The sequence below is a fragment of the Treponema vincentii genome (assembly GCF_018336815.1).
GTDB lineage: Bacteria > Spirochaetota > Spirochaetia > Treponematales > Treponemataceae > Treponema.
The window spans coordinates 39,008-57,869 of sequence record NZ_CP050497.1 but is presented as its reverse complement, the minus strand read 5'-3'; the positions used below and the strand labels follow the sequence as shown (position 1 = coordinate 57,869).

The 18,862-nt window shown below is 45.3% G+C and carries 15 protein-coding genes, 2 tRNA genes and 2 pseudogenes; 13 read left to right on the top strand and 6 right to left on the bottom strand.

Annotated elements, in window-relative coordinates:
* Nucleotides 1-46 precede the first annotated feature (46 nt).
* From GWP40_RS00250 to GWP40_RS00225, 7 genes and pseudogenes are all read left to right on the top strand, one after another.
* Nucleotides 47-796 (top strand): head GIN domain-containing protein, encoded by a 750-nt coding sequence (locus GWP40_RS00250; protein WP_212565591.1) that lies wholly within the window; start codon nt 47-49, stop codon nt 794-796.
* A 28-nt stretch (nt 797-824) separates the two neighbouring features.
* Nucleotides 825-1,166: pseudogene (locus GWP40_RS13335) on the top strand (nitrous oxide-stimulated promoter family protein); the annotation flags it as partial.
* A gap of 21 nt (nt 1,167-1,187) precedes the next feature.
* Entirely contained in the window at nt 1,188-1,688 is a 501-nt protein-coding gene (locus GWP40_RS13330) for a methyltransferase family protein (protein WP_330997247.1), read from the top strand.
* A 257-nt stretch (nt 1,689-1,945) separates the two neighbouring features.
* Nucleotides 1,946-3,952, top strand: coding sequence for an ABC transporter ATP-binding protein (locus GWP40_RS00240; RefSeq protein ID WP_212565589.1), 2,007 nt, complete (start codon nt 1,946-1,948; stop codon nt 3,950-3,952).
* Between the two features lie 16 nt (nt 3,953-3,968).
* The gene (locus tag GWP40_RS00235) at nt 3,969-4,580 is read left to right on the top strand and encodes a class I SAM-dependent methyltransferase (protein ID WP_212565588.1); all 612 of its coding nucleotides are present in this window, start codon (nt 3,969-3,971) and stop codon (nt 4,578-4,580) included.
* 101 nt (nt 4,581-4,681) lie between these two features.
* Nucleotides 4,682-5,179: a GNAT family N-acetyltransferase gene (locus GWP40_RS00230; protein ID WP_212565587.1), complete on the top strand. Its 498-nt coding sequence runs from the start codon at nt 4,682-4,684 to the stop codon at nt 5,177-5,179.
* Between the two features lie 400 nt (nt 5,180-5,579).
* Nucleotides 5,580-7,395, top strand: a pseudogene (locus GWP40_RS00225) (ABC transporter ATP-binding protein).
* Between the two features lie 198 nt (nt 7,396-7,593).
* Here the strand turns inward: GWP40_RS00225 and GWP40_RS00220 are convergent.
* Nucleotides 7,594-8,541 carry an L-lactate dehydrogenase gene (locus GWP40_RS00220; RefSeq protein WP_212565586.1) on the bottom strand — a complete coding sequence of 316 codons (948 nt, stop codon included), beginning with the start codon at nt 8,539-8,541 and terminating at the stop codon, nt 7,594-7,596.
* Between the two features lie 294 nt (nt 8,542-8,835).
* Between GWP40_RS00220 and GWP40_RS00215 the strand changes: the two genes are divergently transcribed.
* Genes GWP40_RS00215 through GWP40_RS00205 form a run of 3 tightly spaced genes read left to right on the top strand, consistent with a single transcriptional unit; the run spans nt 8,836 to nt 12,807 of the window.
* A complete protein-coding gene (locus GWP40_RS00215) occupies nt 8,836-10,689 on the top strand; it encodes a sugar phosphate nucleotidyltransferase (protein ID WP_414162752.1) in 1,854 nt (617 codons plus the stop codon).
* Nucleotides 10,667-12,211: a BCCT family transporter gene (locus GWP40_RS00210; protein WP_212566488.1), complete on the top strand. Its 1,545-nt coding sequence runs from the start codon at nt 10,667-10,669 to the stop codon at nt 12,209-12,211. Before GWP40_RS00215 ends, GWP40_RS00210 begins: the two co-directional genes overlap by 23 nt.
* A complete protein-coding gene (locus GWP40_RS00205) occupies nt 12,208-12,807 on the top strand; it encodes a DUF2715 domain-containing protein (RefSeq protein WP_212565585.1) in 600 nt (199 codons plus the stop codon). The genes GWP40_RS00210 and GWP40_RS00205 overlap by 4 nt, the downstream gene beginning before the upstream one ends.
* A gap of 98 nt (nt 12,808-12,905) precedes the next feature.
* Here GWP40_RS00205 and GWP40_RS00200 read toward each other — a convergent pair whose 3' ends face one another.
* On the bottom strand, nt 12,906-14,096 hold the full coding sequence (locus tag GWP40_RS00200) for a MalY/PatB family protein (protein WP_212565584.1): 1,191 nt from the start codon (nt 14,094-14,096) through the stop codon (nt 12,906-12,908).
* Between the two features lie 176 nt (nt 14,097-14,272).
* Here GWP40_RS00200 and GWP40_RS00195 point away from each other — a divergent pair, with 176 nt between their 5' ends.
* Nucleotides 14,273-15,157 (top strand): TatD family hydrolase, encoded by an 885-nt coding sequence (locus GWP40_RS00195; protein ID WP_212565583.1) that lies wholly within the window; start codon nt 14,273-14,275, stop codon nt 15,155-15,157.
* A 17-nt stretch (nt 15,158-15,174) separates the two neighbouring features.
* Here GWP40_RS00195 and GWP40_RS00190 read toward each other — a convergent pair.
* Nucleotides 15,175-15,246 (bottom strand) — tRNA-Cys (locus tag GWP40_RS00190).
* A gap of 123 nt (nt 15,247-15,369) precedes the next feature.
* Between GWP40_RS00190 and aroC the strand changes: the two genes are divergently transcribed.
* Nucleotides 15,370-16,422 carry a chorismate synthase gene (aroC, locus tag GWP40_RS00185; RefSeq protein WP_212565582.1) on the top strand — a complete coding sequence of 351 codons (1,053 nt, stop codon included), beginning with the start codon at nt 15,370-15,372 and terminating at the stop codon, nt 16,420-16,422.
* A gap of 69 nt (nt 16,423-16,491) precedes the next feature.
* On the opposite strand, the gene GWP40_RS00180 is transcribed toward aroC, so the two are convergent.
* The 3 genes from GWP40_RS00180 to GWP40_RS00170 all read right to left on the bottom strand — a co-directional run bounded on the left by GWP40_RS00180 (nt 16,492) and on the right by GWP40_RS00170 (nt 17,575).
* Nucleotides 16,492-16,563 (bottom strand) — tRNA-Val (locus tag GWP40_RS00180).
* Nucleotides 16,564-16,916: 353 nt separating this feature from the next.
* Nucleotides 16,917-17,207, bottom strand: a complete 291-nt coding sequence (locus GWP40_RS00175) for a helix-turn-helix domain-containing protein (RefSeq protein ID WP_212565581.1) — start codon at nt 17,205-17,207, stop codon at nt 16,917-16,919.
* On the bottom strand, nt 17,204-17,575 hold the full coding sequence (locus GWP40_RS00170) for a type II toxin-antitoxin system RelE/ParE family toxin (protein ID WP_212565580.1): 372 nt from the start codon (nt 17,573-17,575) through the stop codon (nt 17,204-17,206). Before GWP40_RS00170 ends, GWP40_RS00175 begins: the two co-directional genes overlap by 4 nt.
* Nucleotides 17,576-18,124: 549 nt before the next feature.
* Here GWP40_RS00170 and sufC point away from each other — a divergent pair.
* Nucleotides 18,125-18,856, top strand: coding sequence for a Fe-S cluster assembly ATPase SufC (sufC, locus tag GWP40_RS00165; RefSeq protein ID WP_212565579.1), 732 nt, complete (start codon nt 18,125-18,127; stop codon nt 18,854-18,856).
* The last annotated feature ends 6 nt before the right edge of the window (nt 18,857-18,862 follow it).

The window sequence follows — 18,862 nt, the reverse complement described above, 5'->3', positions numbered from 1 at the left end:
TTAAAGTATTCTATGTTAAGATATTTACCATTTAGTAGGATTTTTTATGAATAAAACAAAGAGCAAAATTATCAATATAATATGTACCGCCATTACCGCACTGCTTTTGTTTGCCACCGGCGGCTGCCCGGGATCGCTCACCTCTATTCGCGGGAACGGGAACGTAAAACAACAGAACTTTTCACTGAATAGTTTTAAGACCGTTTCCATCAGCGGCGACTGGACTGTCGAGATAACACGGAACGGAACATTTTCCGTTACCGTAGATGCCGATGAAAATCTTTTTGACTATTTAGATATACAAGTCAACGATAGTGGTAATAACCTCCATATCGGCTTCAAAAAAGGGTACGCTATAAGCAACGCCCACTGCAAAGCTTCTATTACGATGCCGGTTTTAACACAATTAACAGCTTCCGGATCGCTGACCGGTACGATTTCATCATTCGATATGCACAGGGGAACAATGACAATAGATGTATCCGGTTCCGGCGATATTACTGCACGCAATATTGACGTAAAAAAACTAGAGTTGAACATATCCGGTTCGGGATCTTTTACAGCGTCAGGAAAAGCCGAACACATGAGAGCTGCTATTTCCGGTTCCGGCAATATCAAAGCTACCGACTTGAAAGCCGAATATGCCGATATATCCATTTCAGGTTCAGGCTCTGCAAATGTGTGGGTTACAAAGGTTTTACGAGCCGATATCAGCGGCAGCGGAAGCATTTGGTATAAAGGCGACCCTGCTATTATACGTAAGATATCCGGCGTGGGCAGTGTATCTCCTCTGTAGAAAGTGAGGCCATTTGTAAAGTATCGATATGCATAAGATGACGGTAGAAGATGAAGTACGCTTGGTCGATTCGATGATCGATCTCTATGCCGCGGCACATCGGCATAATCCTTCAAAGTCTAATAGGGAAGTCATTGATGCAGCGGTGCCGGACGTGGAGGCGTTAAAAGCATATACACACAAACGGATTGAACAATGCCGGTATCGCGGTAAGCAGGAAAAGCCGTTTTGTAATGTTTGTCCCGTGCATTGCTACAAGCCGGAGATGCGCCGACAAATCCGTGCGGTTATGCGCTACAGCGGTCCGCGTATGTTATTCCGCCATCCAGTTTTGAGCTTACAACATCTTATCGGCACCATTCGTAGCAAAAAGAAGGCAAAGGATACTGAAATGAAAACAACTGAACAAGAGCATCTTCCAATACTCGGTATCGGTCCGATTTGTATTGCAATTATGATTGCGTTCACTGCCGCAGGTATTGCAGCGGTAACATTCGGTATGCTGACAAGCGGAAACATTCGCAGTGCAATCATTGCAAGCGTGTTTGTCATTGTCGGGGTTTTGTGTATTGCAGGCGGCGTTGCATTGTGGTGCACTGCAGTATTCGGTGCCCGCATCGACACCAAAATAAAAGCAAATCAACTTGCAACGGATGGTGTTTACGGCCTTGTGCGTAACCCGATCTATTCCGCCTTTTTATTTATCTGTACCGGAGCGCTGCTATTTTGCCGGAACTGGTATGTATTGATATTGTCTCCGCTCTTTTGGCTATACCTCACCATATTTATGAAATTGACGGAAGAGCGATGGCTTACCGAACGTTTCGGTGATGAATACGCTGCGTATTGCAAACGGGTCAACCGCTTTATTCCGTGGAAAAGACGAAAATAATGTTTAATTGATAATGTGTAATTGGTAATCGGTACTGCATAATTAAAACGGCTTATATGAAGCACTTAAAGAAGCGGTTGTTGTCTACAAGTATCTTTGTTAGATGCCGTTGACAATCTATTTCTGTTTGGATATATTTTTTCATGTCAAACAGCTGACGATACCGTCGATTATTTGATATGGAGGCCTATGCTCTATGAATGATACAAAAAGATCACTGGGGAAAAGTTCTGCAAAGGAGCGGCAATCCCCGGTAAATGCTACAGAGGAAAATCCTGCATGGGGAAAAAAAAGCACCGCAGCAGCAGGAACGAAATCCGGCAAAGCAGCAAGCCATTAAGCGGCTGTTAAGCTATGCGGGAAGCAGCAAAGGGCTTTTACCACTGTCGCTGGTGCTTTCCGCTTTAAGCGCACTCGTCAGTTTTGTGCCGTACATTATGGTGTTCTTTGTAATGCGCGATGTGATTTCCGCAGTTGCGGCAAAAGAAGCGGTGAACGCAGCAGCTCTTGCACGCTATGGGCTGTGGGCGGTCGGTGCTGCGGCGGCGGGCTTTGTGCTGTATTACACGGCGCTCATGCTTTCACACGCGACGGCATTTACCATTCAGCAAAACCTTTCGATACGGATGGCGGAAACACTGGCAGACCTGCCCATTGGCTGGCATATTACGCATGTCAGCGGCAAGGTACGCAAGGTGTTTGAAAAAAACATTAATCAGCTTGAAACGCTCATTGCTCATAATATGCCTGACACCGCACAGAACATGGTCTCTCCTTTTGCGATACTCGCCCTTACACTGGTATTCGACTGGCGGCTCGGGCTGATTTCTCTTTTACCGCTTGTGCTTGCGTTTGTTCTGCAAGCTGTTTTAATGCGGATCAGTACAAACTCCGGTTTTATGCAAAAGTATGAAGACGCACTTGAGCAGATGAACAATGCAGGTACCGAATATGTACGCGGTATTTCGGTTATCAAAACTTTTAATCAGTCTGTGTATTATTTTAAAAACTTTTACACCTCAATTATGAACTATAAAGAGTTCGTTCTCCAATATTCGATGTCGTGGGAAAACGGCTATTCGATTTTTTTATCGCTGATTAAACTCGGGTTTGTCTTTTTACTTCCGGCAGCGTTATTGATGGCCGGGACAGCAACGCTTGACCCGCACTTTTTTTACAGCTTTGTGTTTTACCTCGCCTTTGCACCGGTTACCTATACGATGCTGATGAAAGTTATGTATGCAAACACGTTTTATCAACGCTCAAACGATGCGCTCAACCGTATCGAAGATATTTTGCAAGCACCGCTGACCAAGGAACCGGAAACATCCATACTGCCTAAAAAATATGATATTGCATTTAACAACGTGGTATTTTCATATAAGACGGAGACAGCATCGGAACCGGCTGCCGCCTCTGCAAAGACCGCACCGGAAACAATGAAAACAGGAGAGACTGCCGCAGCGCACAACAACAGCGAGGGAGGAGCTGCGGAATCCGAGGCAGCAGAAACAGACTGTACCACGGCTAGAGGCACTGCCGACAGCACCAGCCTACAAGCCCAGAGCCGCACCGCGGTAAACGGCATCACACTCAGCATCCCCGAACATTCGCTCACCGCACTGGTCGGTCCTTCAGGCGGCGGCAAAACAACACTGGTAAATTTGCTCGGTCGCTTTTGGGAAGTTGATGCAGGAAGTATCAGCATCGGCGGCGTGGATATCCGCGATATAAAAACAAGCGACCTGCTGCACACCGTCGGTTTTGTGTTCCAAGAGAATAAGCTCTTTAAGGAAAGCATTTTAGAAAATATCCGCTACGGCAAAAAAGATGCAAGCCGTGAAGAGGTAATGGAAGCGCTCCGCAAAGCCGAGTGTATGGACATTATCGAAAAACTGCCCGCCGGTATCGACACGGTGTACGGCACCAAGGGCACATACGTCTCAGGAGGAGAAGCCCAGCGGCTCGCCATCGCCCGCGCCTTATTACAGGACGCACCTATCATCGTACTGGATGAAGCAACCGCCTTTGCCGATGCCGAAAACGAATACAAAATCAAAAAGACCTTCGACGTACTGCTCAAAGACAAAACCGTCATCATGATTGCACACCGCCTTTCCTCAGTCGTAAACGCAGATAAAATCTGTGTTATAGACGAAGGCAAAATCGCAGAAGAAGGCACACATAAGGAACTGCTTGTGCGGAAGGGTTTGTACGCAAGTATGTGGGACAATTTCCAAAAAGGCATCGAGTGGAAAGTGTGAATCAGGGGAGGAGAAAATGAGTTTAGGAGATAATTTTAGGAAGCCTGAGGGTTTTATCGGTAAGCTGATTGTCGCGGGAATGAATTCAGGACATACGCGCATGGCGGAATGGGGCTTTTCGCATTTGGATGGAAAAATTTTAGGCAGCGGTCTTGATATCGGATGCGGCGGAGGCGCAAATGTCAAACGATTGCTTGAGCGCGGCTGCGAAGAGGTAACCGGCATTGATTATTCCGATGTCTGTGTTGCGCAATCGACGAAATGCAATAAGGCGTACATCGGACGCGGAACCTGCCGCATACTGCAAGCAAGCGTTTCTTCCATGCCGTTTGAAAACGATTCATTCGATATTGCGACGGCATTCGAAACGGTTTATTTTTGGCCGGAAATAGAAACAGCGTTTAAAGAAGTGTTTCGCGTACTCAAAAAAGGAGCGCACTTTTTTATCTGCAACGAAGTAGACGGGCTTCATAAAGGCGATGAAAAATGGCCGAAAAGAATTAGCGGTATGAAAATCTATACCGGTGAACAGTTGAGCGCACTGCTGACTTCGGCAGGCTTTACCGGTATACAAATCGACTCGCTTTTTGCAAAAAGGTATCTGTGTGTAACAGCGCGAAAAGGGTAAATAATTAATAATTAATAATTGATAATTAATAATTAATAATTAATAATTAATAATAAGATGGTACTGGTAACCGGTTTATAAAAAATATTATCGAGGTGTTCATGACATTAAGAAAATATGAGGCGCAAGATTCCAAAATCATTTGCAGTTGGATTAAGGATACAAAGCAGCTTTATCAATGGTCTGCCGACAGAATAGGACGGTTTCCGTTAAACGGCAATGAGTTAAATGAATACTATGATTCGATGAACGGTATACAGTCTATCATCCCTCTTTGCGCCGTTGACGAACACACCGTGCTCGGTCATTTGTTTATCCGGTACCCAAATAAAGACGATAAAACACTCGTCCGATTTGGGTTTATTATACTTTCGCCTGAGAGCAGAGGAAAGGGAAACGGAAAAGAAATGGTAGCACTTGCAATAGAATATGCAAAAAACGTTTTGCATGCTTCAAAAATAACATTGAGAGTGTTTACGAATAATGAACGCGCTCGGCATTGTTATGAAATCGCCGGTTTTCAACCAATAGGGAAAGTTATAACCTATATGATGCCGGATGGCGTATGGGAATGTATTGAAATGGAATCGAATATCTAACTTTGAGGTCGGGTATGAACATACAAGATTTTTGGAATGCAATATTAACACAAGATGCCGAATGCTTACAAGCATAAAGCCTATACGGTAGATGGAGTGAGTCTTACGATTACTAAGCGGACAGGATGTACATTCAGAAGCAACAAGGATGTTGCTGTTTCCAAGCAGTAACGATGTTTTTGCCTGCAAAAAACTCGTGTCTAAGAATTGACAAGGATGTCAATTCTTAGACAGCGTTAGGGATTGGAGGGGCAGCGCAGCTGTTCCGAAGGAATGGAGCGCGAGCGGAACCCCGCAAAGCCCGACGGTTGATTTTTGCTTGAGCAAAAATTAACCGGAACGCCCAAAACATAATTATCAATTAAACATTACCAATTACCAATTAAATGAAGGAGGAATTATGTTACAAAGATTTTTTGCGTTATCCGATGCGGGGACACGGAATTTGCGTTTGTCAATTACGCTCGGGGTTATTATCAATTTGTTTGTGATGGTGCCGCTGGGACTTTCGCTGTATGTGCTGCAGTATTTTTTAGCGCGCATTATGCAGCAAGGTTTTAAAGCTCCGAATGTATGGGCGGTGGTAGCAGCCGGAGCGGCGTTTATAGCCGTGCTGTTTATCCTTGAAAAATTAAAGTACGGCAGGACGTATAACGGCGCGTATGAAGAAGCGGCAAATGTGCGTATTTCGCTCGCGGAATCGCTTCGGAAGCTCCCGCTGTCGTATTTCGGCAGGCAAGATTTATCGTATTTGACCTCGACGCTTTTAAACGATGTTACAACGATTGAACAAGCGTTTTCTAATGTCGTGCCGGAAATGTTCGGCGGTATTATTTCGATTTTAATTGCGGCGGCTCTTTTAGCGTTTTTGGATTGGCGGATGACTATTGCGTTGTTTGTTTGTGCCTTTGCAGGATTTTTTATTGTTGTCGGCTGCCGGAAGCTGTCGGAAAAAAAGATGAAAAGCGTCATCGTACGGAAGGATGCAATATACGATTCGCTACAGCAGATGATAGACAATATCAAGGTGCTGAAATCTTCCGATAAAAAAGCTTTGTATGTGCAAAAGCTCAAAGACGATATTACCGAAACAACGCACGCTGCGCTCAAATCGGAAGCTGCAATCGGCGCGCTTATGTTCGGTGTGGCCGCGTTGATCCGGTTCGGCTTTCCGCTCGTCATTTCTTACGGAGCGTACTTGCTGTCGCAGGGGAAAATCGAACTGTTGACCTATATCGTTTTTTTGTTGGTCTCATGCCGTATCTTCGATCCGTTGACGACAGTGTTTATGCTGCTTGCCGAATTCTTTTATACACTGATTGCTGTTGAGCGGAAGCAGGCGATTATCAATTATCCCAAACAGACGGGCAGTGAAAGTTTTAAGCCGAACGGCTACGACATTTGCTACGATAATGTGTCGTTTTCATATAATGAACCGAGCAGTAAAGGTGCGACTGACATCGGTGGAAGCGCTGCCGGTAATTCCAATAATGCAGGCACCGCCGCAAACGATGCCGGAGAAAACACGGTAAGCGGAATCAGCTTTACCGCCAAGCAGGGCGAAATTACCGCGCTCGTGGGACACTCCGGCTGCGGGAAATCCACCATTGCGCGATTGGCTGCGCGCTTTTGGGATACGTCATCGGGTACGGTCAGCATCGGCGGTGTTGATGTTTCCTCGGTAGAACCGGAAACCCTGCTCAGCGCGTTTTCGATTGTGTTTCAGGATGTCGTGCTCTTTAACGACACGGTGTACAACAATATTTTAATCGGCAACCGGAATGCGACGAGGGAACAAGTGCTCGCTGCCGCAAAAGCCGCGCAGTGTGAGTCGTTTATCGAAAAACTGCCGCAGGGCTACGACACGGAAATCGGCGAAAACGGTTATACCCTTTCCGGCGGAGAACGCCAGCGGCTTTCCATCGCCCGCGCCCTCCTCAAAGATGCACCGATTATCCTTTTGGATGAAGCAACCGCAGCCCTCGACCCTGAAAACGAAACGCTTATCCAGCATGCCATCGGTACACTTATAAAAGGTAAAACCGTTATCGTCATCGCTCACCGCCTCCGTACCGTAGAAAATGCTGATAAGATTATCGTGCTCAACAAAGGAACCATTGCCGAAACCGGCACCCACGCCGAGCTGATGAAAAAAAGACGGCATTTATCGGGAGATGTATCGGCTGCAAAGGGAAAGCGACCAGTGGTCGGCGTAAACTTGCAGATATGCGGGCATCTGCGTTGTCGATGAAAAATGTACACGGAAGTACATTTTTCATCGACAACATCGCATCTAAAGCTCAAGGAAACTGTCCTTTTGGACAGCCTTTCGTCGTTGAGCAGTATATTAATGATGTACGCTGCTCAACAGCCGCCCTAAAACCCTACATAAAAAATATGCTTTTTAACAGTTTTTAACAGATAGAAAGATAGGCATCGTGGAGTCGCTGTGCGCTGGCTTCAAGCGCTGACTGTTCATCCTTGGGAAGTTCGCCTTCGATGATTTTTTCTACACCGTTTCTGCCGACAATACAGGGAACGCTCAAGCAGGCGTCGTGCAAACCGAATTCTCCGTTTAGAGCCATCGAAACGGAGAGGATACTGCGTTCATTCCGCAAAATGGCGCCGGCTATTCTGGTAAGCGCCAAGCCGACGGCAAAATAGGTAGAACCTTTGTAGTCAATGATATGATAGGCTGAATGGCGTACTTCGTCCAAGATTTTTTCCTTATCGAAGTGAATGCCTGAAGTGCAGGCGCCGTTTCCGCAGTATTCATCGATACGCCGTCCGGCTATGGTGGTCATCGACCATGCGGCAAATTCGCTGTCGCCGTGCTCACCGAGAATGTATCCGTGTATATTACGGGCATCGACGCCGCATTCTTTGCTGAGTACGTAGCGGAAGCGGGCAGTGTCCAAGACGGTGCCGGAACCGATAACACGCCCGCGTTCCCAGCCGCTTGCTTCGAGCGCTACCTTTGTAAGAATATCGACGGGGTTGCTGACGAGCAGCATCACACCTTTGCAGCCGCTTGCGGCAATTTCTTTGGCAATGTTTTTAATGATGGCAGCATTGCGTTTAAGGAGATCTATTCTCGTTTCTCCCGGCTGCTGTTTTGCACCGGCGGTTATGACGATAATATCGCTGTCCGCATAATCGGTTTGACTGCCGGTATGGATATCGACCTGTGGCAAAAACGGTAGGCCGTGGACAAGATCCATTGCCTGCCCTTCCGCAAAGTTTTTATTCATATCGGTTATTGCAATCTCATCGGCAAAACCGCTTTGAGCCAACGCATACGCAAAGGTTGCCCCGACGGAGCCTGCGCCGACGATTGTTACTTTTCGTTTCTTTTGATCCATAAAAGTCTCTCCTAAAATAATTTCGGTACCGCCTAACCTAGATTAGATATGAAAGGGTACCTTTAATTACTATACACTTTTAAGTAGATAAATTATAGAGAGTCTGATTGTAATGAGACCGTTCGATAATTTATCATGAGGATGCCGAAAAAGTAACCGACTTTTGAGACATCCCCGCATTTCTTGTAAAGCGTGACGTAAATAATCTACCCTTCTTGTTCACTTATTTTCTGTTCACTTTCCAACATTTTTATCATTGACAGTGAACAAAAACTAAAATATACTACATTTTATATGAAAAGACGATATTTTCAAATTATCGAGTTAATGAAAAAAAATCCGGCGATTACGCAGCGGGATATTGCTGGCACATTAAAAATATCACTCGCGTATGTCAATCAAATTCTCTTTGCTATGGAACAGGATGGTCTTCTTAAAACGAACGGATTACCCGCCATCGGCAAAAGAGTTCTAACCATTAAAGCGCATACCGAATACGATTCGTGTAAAGTTGACAATGCTATTATTATGGCGGCGGGTTTTGGCTCGCGGTTTATTCCGCTCACCTATGCCATCCCCAAAGGGTTGCTGGAAGTTTTCGGTGAGCGGATGATTGAACGCCAAATCAAGCAGCTGCAGGAAGCGGGCATTACCGATATCACGGTAGTCGTCGGCTATCTGAAAGAAACCTTTGAATACCTCATCGATAAATACAATGTAAAACTTGTATACAATCCCGATTTTGAAAGTAAAAACAATCTTTCAACACTGTATCATGTTCGCGACAAACTCAAAAACACCTATATTCTTTCCAGCGACAACTGGCTGCGAAAAAATATGTATCACACGTATGAATACGATTCATGGTATTCGTCCGTAAAAGTGAACGAAAAGACTACCGAATGGGTATTGCAGCTGGGTTTACATGACAAGATAATGAAGGTGAAGGTCGGCGGCAGGAACGCATGGGTGATGTACGGGCCGGTCTATTTTTCGCGTGCTTTTTCCGATGCCATCCGTCCAATGATTGAAGAAGCCTATCACCGCGAGGATACCGACGACTGGTATTGGGAAGACGTATTGAGCCGTCACTTAAACACGTTGACGATGTTTGCAAATAAACAGCCCTCCAATCAGGTATATGAATTTGAATCGTTGGAAGAGCTGCGCCAATTCGACACCTCATACATGATTTCCACACAGAATAAATGGATGGAATTGATCTCCCGTGTATTCGGGCAACCTGAAATGCAGATCAAAAATTTACGTCCGTTGCGGCTTGGAATGACTAATAAATCTTTCATATTTGAACTGAACAACAACAAATATATTTTCCGCATTCCGGGCGCCGGTACTGACATTCTTATCAACCGGAAACAGGAATATGCGGTATATAAAGCGATTGAGCCGCTCGGTATCTCCGATAAGATTATCTATTTTGACCAAATAACCGGCGTAAAAATCAGTCAGTTTGAAGAAAATATGCACATAGCGAATCCTCACAACTCGGATGATTTGGAAGCGTGTATGTGGATAGCCCGTAAGCTGCATACATCCGGTATTACGGTACGGCACCGATTTAATTTTAGGGAGCGGATTAATTTTTATGAACAGCAAGCGGAAGCAAAGCACGGTATTCTTTTTTACGATTATGCCGAAGTCCGGGAAAAAATGAACACCTTGCTGGATTTACTCGATACACTTAAAAAACCGGAAGTGCTGACCCATATCGATTTAATCTGCGATAATTTTATTGTCAGCGATGGTGATGTTAAACTGCTCGACTGGGAATACGCCGCGATGTGCGATCCGCTGGCCGACCTTGCAATGTTTTCTATTTACTCTTACTTTTCCGAAGCTCAAATAGCCGATCTTATGCACCGCTACTTCCGCCGCGATCCGGAAAGCGAAGAGAAGTTACGTGTCTATATCTATGTTGCGCTTGCAGGATTCTTATGGGCGCTGTGGACATGTTATAAACAAGCGCTGGGAGAAAATTTCGGTGAGTACGGGCTAAAGATGTACCGATATGCAAAAGATTATTACAAACAAATTATGCAGATGACGGAGTTTCCTGCTCAACAAGATGGAGAAAATGAAGAAACAACCAATGAACAAACACAAAATGAACACTCGGAAGCTCAATAAAGGCTGGTACGGTTCCGGAGAAATCGATTGGATTATTACCCTTTTACCGCTCATCATTGTAACCGGCACTGCGGCATTGCTGCTTACCTTTCCGAAGCACTCGATGAAGGTCATTGATACTCTATGGAATATTTTTGTCAATAAGCTTGGATTTTTCTATATACTTCTTGGCTTCGGCTTAGTGTGTACCGCATTTTATCTTGCTTTTTCAAAATACGGAGCAATCCGGTTAGGCAGTCTCGATAAACCGCGCTATAGCAATTTTACATGGGGCGCCATGATTTTTACCTCTACGATGGCTGCCGATATTTTGTATTGGTCGCTTATCGAATGGGGATATTACTACACAGCATCGCCATTCGGGAAACATCTGCTTACGGCAGCTGAAAAACAAGACTGGGCTGCAACATACCCGCTGTTTCACTGGGGCATTACCCCGTGGAGCTTCCATATCGTATGCGCTGTTGCGTTCGGTTATATGCTCCATGTACGGCAGCGGAAAAAGCAAAAACTTTCCGAAGCGTGTCGCCCCCTTTTCGGTAATAAAATCGACGGCATACTGGGAACCATCATCGATGTATTTTCAGTCGTCGGTCTTTTAGCAGGAACCGCAACGACATTTTCGCTTGCAACACCGCTGTTGTCGCTGGCAATTTCCACCATCTCCGGCATTCCTGAATCACGGATGCTTACCTTGGTTGTACTCTGCATTATTGCAGCGGTATATACCTCGGCTGTTCTGCTGGGGATAAAAGGCATTTCTCATCTGGCAAAGGTTGCCGTTGTGTGTTTTTCAAGCCTCATTGTATTTGTGTTTTTGTTCAGTCCCAAACTCTATATTATCGAAACAAGCATAACCGGCATCGGGAAGATGCTGCAAAACTTTATCTCGCTTTCCACATGGATGGATCCCCTACGGATTTCGGGCGCAGACGGTGCAGGGTTCCCGCAGCAGTGGACGATTTTTTATTGGGCATATTGGATTGCATGGTTTGTCGCAACGCCGTTCTTTATCGGGACAATCTCGGAAGGGCGAACGGTACGGAATACCGTATTAGGCGGGCTTATGTGCGGTATCGCGGGAACCTATTGCTCGTTTATCGTGTTGGGGAACTACGGTCTCTATTTGGAAACGCATGGCTTATTACCGGCAGCGGAACGGCTTGCTGCCGGTATCGCCCCCGCAGAAATTATTTTAAGCATTTTGGAAACGCTACCATTTGCGAAAGTCGGTTTAGTGCTGCTCATCATCACGATGATTGCTCTCTATGCGAGTACATTCGATGCAATTACAATGGTTATTGCGTCTTATTCGCAGCGGCAGCTGGAAGGCAGTGAACCTAAAAAAAGCCTGCGGGCATTCTGGTCGGTTGTCTTTATCTTACTACCGGCAGCGTTGATTCTTACCGGCAGTAACCTCAGCCAGCTGCAAAGCTTATCAATTATCGCCGCCTTTCCGCTCGGCATCATTATGATCTGCATTATTGTCAGCTTTTTAAAGGATGCGAAGGAGATTATATGAAAAGGAATTGCATTACTGCCGTATTGCTGCTTGCACCGCTTTATCTTTTTGCAGCAGGATTTGACCACTTTGTTTTCGCACCGCATAACGGAATGACAGGCGCAATTCTCGCACATACGTCCCACTATGCCGATAAAATGTATTTGTATGAAACAATGGCCGGCCCTGCAATCGGATTGGATATCATATTCGTACAAAAGAAAAACGGCTTTACTTTTATGATCAACAATAATATTATGCCTATTTTTATAATAGAGCATCGTACAGATCCTTATAAACCGCCAGAATCGATGCACGGCGAAGCGCGATCGATGGGATTCGGTATAATCGGTTATTTTGAATTTCTTTTCGGATACACACACGGTATCGGAAGTAATTTTGAGCTTATGGTTGGCATAGGCCCCGCAGGACTGTGGCCGTTAGCGCCTGCTCTTAATATGCGTTTAAGCGGCGCATATTACTTTAATAAAAAATGCGGAATATTTTTCGGGGTCGGCAATAGCCTCGGTTGTTTGCCCAACCCGACACGACGAGACATCAATATTGTTAACGCGACCGTTATTTCAATCGGACCCGTTTTTAGAATAGACCGATGACATCAACTGCTACAAGAACTCAGATTTGTCGAAAATAAGACAGGAGATTCCCAACGAAGGTATAACTTCGACAGAGAACCTCTCGATCATTATGGTACTTATTTCGTCTTCAAGTTCCGCAATGCGCGACTCAGCCGTTCGAGGGTCTCGGTAATAATCGATGCGGGAGCTGCAAGGTTAATCCGTTCAAAACCTCTGCCTTCTTCGCCGAAGATATATCCTTCATCTAGGAATACTTGCGCCGTCTGCGTCATAAACGTTTCCAAAGCCTTGTGTTCCATTCCCAGCGCCCTAAAATCGAGCCATTGCAAATACGTGCCTTCGATGAGCGGCGCTTTAATTTCGGGATGGTGCGTTTGGAAAAACTGCTGCACAATACGCTGATTGGCATCGATTACGGACAAAAATTCATCAAGCCACGCCGCGCACTGCGTATAGCAAATTTCACAGGCCTTATAGCTCAATGCCGTGAACAATGCTCCCGCCCCAAGCTCTTGGGCTTTTACAAAAGTTTCCCGCATATTCTCATTTTTAATGATGATATTGCTGATTCCCAAACCGGCGATGTTGAATGTCTTGGAAGGTGCGGTAAAGGTGATTGTCCGCTCGGCAAGGTCGTCCCCTAACGATTGGAAAACGGTGTGCGTATACCCCGGCATTACAATATCAAAATGAATTTCGTCCGAAAACAGCAAAAGATTATTTTTTAACAGGATTTCTTCTATTTTATGCAGCTCTTCTTTTGTCCACACTCTGCCGACAGGATTATGAGGTGAACAAAAGAGCAGCGCCTTATTACGCGAATCCGCAGCGAGCCGCTCAAGTGCTTCAAAATCAATCGTATAGCGGCCGCCGTTTTCCTGCAACGAACACGCTGCAACATTCCGTCCCTGCAAGCGTATTGCCCTAAAAAAAGGATAATACACCGGCGACAGCAGAATAACGCCGTCTCCCGGTTCGGTAAAAGCTCTAACCGCATTAAAAATCGCAGGCACAACACCCGCAGTGGGGACAATCCAATCAGGATCAATTACCCAATTATGCCGCGCTTTCATCCAATTTTGTACCGCTTCTTTATATGTAACAGTCGGCCCCGTATAGCCCAGCACGGCGTTATCAAGATAGTGCTTGAGTTCTTCCGTTAATTCCGGCGGCATCTTAAATTCCATATCGGCAACCGAAAGCGGCACAACGGACGAATCGACGTGCGGGTTGACCTGATACATCGCATCCCATTTACGCGAACCTGAACCGGCTCTGTTTACTTTTGTCGTAAAATCATATTTCATATCAATCTCCCTATTATCATGATACTATCACAATTTTATCGGGAATGACGATATTACCTCTTTTCTCTAATATCTATTTTTTGACTTCTTCCTGCGTCTGTCCGGTTGCCTGTACGATATTTCCAAAAGCAAAAGAGGGCTTACATTTCTTTCTAATATCATTTAAAAGTTTATGTATGTATAGTGACGCCCATCTCCATCCTGCAGATTATATTGATTCGTGCATATCTTCGGACGATACCGGAACTGTAAGTGAGCTATTTGCACAGTCGATATCGCTTTGCTGCTCGGCGCACGATCATACCGAATACGAACGGCACCGCAGCCTTTTACAACTGTCTGAGAGTCGGCGGGTACTCTTTTCCTTCGGCATTCATCCGCAAAATCCCGTAACCGATGAGGCGGAGTTTTTATACCGCCTATTGGAAACACGGCAGATTCAAGCGATCGGAGAATGCGGATTCGATCTTTTTAATGATGATTATAAACAGCTTTTGCCGATGCAGCAAACAGTATGGGATATGCAATTACGATGGGCGCAGGAGTTTCAGCTGCCGGCTGTGATTCATTGCCGGAAAGCCCTGCCCCTCATCTTTGATTCGGTAGCTCGGTTAAAAAAGCTGCCGGCAGTTATCTTTCACGGTTGGGGCGGTAGTCCGCAAGAGGCTGCGGCGTTCCTCAAAAAAGGTGTCAACGCCTATTTTTCACTCGGCAAGGCGGTACTCCGCGGGCAGAAATCCGTATGCGCAATGGCCGCTTCATTCGATAGCAGCCGCCTCTTAACGGAAACCGACGCCCCATATATGAGGCTTAAATCGGAGCCGTATTCTCATCCTCGAGATATTATCGCAGTTACGGCGCAATGTGCACATCTACGATACACAGGAGACGATACGGCAAAGCACCCCCGTGTACAGTCACTAAAGCGGATAGGTATTATCAAACAGTATGAATCGTGCACTACGGCGCTTGAAGAAATCGACATAGATGAAGCTGCGGTAGAAGCATTCAGCGATATTATTGTACGGAATTTTAATTGTGCGTTTGGATTATCGAATTGAACGAATGGGTGAATAAAAGGCGCCGATCAGAATCGAACTGATGAATGAAGGTTTTGCAGACCTCTCCCTTACCACTTGGGCACGGCGCCGATAATGGAATTACTATATCAGAAACCGATATCTTATGCAAGAGGTTCGTCAGGGGTTTATCTTGACCCTATCATTCCGCCGACGAGCTTGAGTCCTATGAGTATTTAAAGTAAAATACCGTCATGGCGGGAAATACATTTGGAACGATTTTTAGAGTTACCACATTCGGTGAAAGCCACGGAGCCGCAATCGGCGTTGTCGTCGACGGGTGCCCCGCCGGTATTCCGCTCGGTTCGGAAGATTTTACCGCTGCGTTTAATACGGTAAGACCGTCAGGCAGTTTTGAAACCGCGCGGCGGGAATCGAATATACCCGAAATCCTTTCCGGCGTATTTGAAGGCAAAACTCTTGGGACTCCGATTGCGGTGCTTCTGCGCAATGCCGATGCGCGTCCGCATGACTACGAAGCGCTAAAAAACATATACCGTCCCGGTCATGCGGATTTTGCCTACGAGGCAAAATACCGCCGCCGCGACTGGCGCGGTGGCGGACGCGCATCGGGGCGTGAAGCCGCTGCACGCATTGCTGCCGGTGTTATCGCAAAGAAAGTGTTGACACATTGTTCGACACCGTATCATGCACAGTATACGGCGTCTGCAAGTCTCCCGCTCACCATTGAAACCTCAGCAATAGAAATTGCAGGCATCCCTTGCGAACCGATTTCTGCAGCCGACGAACTCCCACTGGAGATCAGCAGTAAACTTGCTGCGATTAAGCAGGCAGGCGATTCCGCCGGAGCTATTGTGCAGTGCACGGTGCGGAATGTTCCCGCCGGTCTCGGTGAGCCGGTCTTTGATAAGCTCGAAGCGGAACTCGCAAAGGCGGTGCTTTCCATCGGCAGCGTGAAGGGTATTGCATTCGGAGCAGGCTTTCAGCTGGCGCGTATGGCCGGTTCGGAGGCAAATGCCGTCGATAAAAATTATCACGGAGGAATTGCCGGAGGCATTTCCGATGGAAAAGATATTGTGTTTCAGGCGGTCATAAAGCCGGTGCCTTCAATCGCTCAAGAACAGATAATGGAGACCGCAAGCGGCGAACGTATAGCCTATGCGATTACGGGACGGCATGATGTCTGTCTCTACCGGCGGGTCATGCCCGTTATCGATGCAATGGTTGCGATTGTGCTTGCGGATATGATGCTTCGCCAAGGAGCCGCTCAAATCTTAAAAGTTTAATTAAATCAACATCGGCTTGTAGGATAATACCGAATTGTAGAATTGTGATGAATGAAAAAGATAAAAGATTGGACGATACTGGGTTTGAACCAGTGACTTCTACCGTGTGAAGGTAGCACTCTACCACTGAGTTAATCGTCCGTTTTTAAACAACGAAACGAATGTAGCATATTTGCGGGGTTTAGACAAGCGGGCATTTATTTTTAACAATCATCCTAAAACTCATTCCATTGGATTAAAATTCCTATTATTGTGTATTATTGGTATGAGGTGCATCAATCCCCTTTACATAATCAATCCAAACCGATGTATCTGTAACAATCATTTATCAAGCCTCATTTTTTCTAAATCGTCACCCCAAAACAGTTTCCTGCGAAAATTCCTTACGTTTGTTTGTTTTTTCCCTCGCTATAAGACGTCCCGTTGAACGAGTGCTTAACTTACATTGTCGCAAAGGCAATGCCAGCCTTGAGGCTGGGGAATGGGTGCTTTATTTATATCGATACTTTAGCTTTAGCAACAAATTCTATCTTCAAATTCATTCCTAATCCGTCTGCAAGCCTTTTCAAAATCTTTATTGTCGGATTTCCGAAACCATTTTCTATTTTGCTTATATCTGCTTGAGCAATTCCAGTTGCATCGGAAAGTTGTTTTTGAGTAACATTACACAATTTCCTGGCATCAATTAACGAACTGATAAGTTCATATTCCGGCTCAAGAGATTCATATTCCTTTCTGAAAGTTTCATCGTTCATTTGTTCTTTTAATGCCTCTGTTAATGTCATTTCTTTCCTCCTGCTTCTAGCTTCCTATTCAAATAGTCGGTTCGATAATCTTTTGCCCGTTGTATTTCTGAAGGTGGTGTTTTTTGAGTTTTCTTTCGAAAACCATGCGTTATGACTATCTTCTTTTCAATGAAAAAGAAATACAAATACCTTACTATATTGTTACCTTGAATTGTTCTTAACTCAAATATACCGTCATCAAGATGTTGTGAATATGGTAATCGTAATTCATTTCCTTTATTTTCCAGTAATTCTAAATCACGGAATACTTTAGCTTTAAGCTTGACTTCAAGCGTATTTATAAAATCTAAACTTGGTTTTTCACCTGCTTTTGTTTCATAGAATTCAACCGTCCAATTACTTTCCATATCTAATTCTGACTATATAGGTTATACCCTATATTTGTCAAGATGATTGTTCTATCACAAAAAGGTATTGTAAGCGATTTTACAAATGCTTTGAGTTCACTCATGTATCAATATTTGTTCTCACATTCTTTTATTCGTGCGGAGGGTTTCATACCCGCCGTCCTCTACCGCCACGGACGGCGGTGGTTCCGAACAGGAGCAATGTTGTGGCAGAGCCACAACTTGCAGTCAAAACTATACACGGATGTATAGTTTTGACGAACGCTCTACGTCGTAATAAAGGGTATTAAAGCCGATTGCAACCACCTCGTCAAAAATATACATTCTTGTACCTCTCTACCAATGTACGTCCATGTACATCGGTAAAGGACAGGTTTTGTTTCAAAACTTGTTTAACGTGATTCAACGCGCTCTTGTAACGTATTTTGCATCTCGTTATAATATTTTATTAATACATTTCACACAGAAAAATGTAAAATAAAAGCCGTACAATGGTACGTCTTTTATTTCTCCAAGTTTGCGCACCGCAAACTTGTATAGGAGTTGCGAATGAAACCGCTATTACATATAGAAAATTTACATCTGTCGGTGAATGAAAAGCCGATTTTGCATAATTTAAACCTGACCGTCAATGCGGGAGAAATACATGTCGTGATGGGGCCGAATGGCGCCGGAAAATCCACGCTTGCCGCTGCGATTGTCGGTAATCCCGTCTTTCAAGTTGACCAAGGCTCGATTTTTTTTGAAGGAGAATTGATCAACGATTTGCCTGTTTTTGAGCGAGCGCGGAAAGGTATCTTTCTTTCCTTCCAAAATCCTGAAGAAATCCCCGGCTTAAAGGTCGAAGAATTTCTCCGCGCTGCAAAGGAAGCGGTTACCGGTAAAAAAATACCGGCGCTCACCTTCCACAAAGAGCTGCTCCGGCTGATGGAATCGCTCAGTATCAATCCCGAGTACGCAGACCGCAGTTTGAACGTCGGCTTCTCCGGCGGCGAAAAGAAAAAGAACGAAATATTACAGCTCGCCGTGCTCCAACCCAAACTCGCTATTCTGGACGAAACGGATTCAGGGCTGGATATCGATGCCACCAGAATTGTATTTGAGGGCGTTGCAAAACTCAAAACGCCGGATATGGGCATCTTAATCATCACTCACCACAGCAAGGTACTCGATTACTTAAAGCCCGATTATGTCCACGTGTTGATTAACGGATCACTGGTAAAGACTGGTGGCATCGAACTGGTAGAGCATATTCAAAAATATGGCTACGCAGGGATGTAGGAGCGG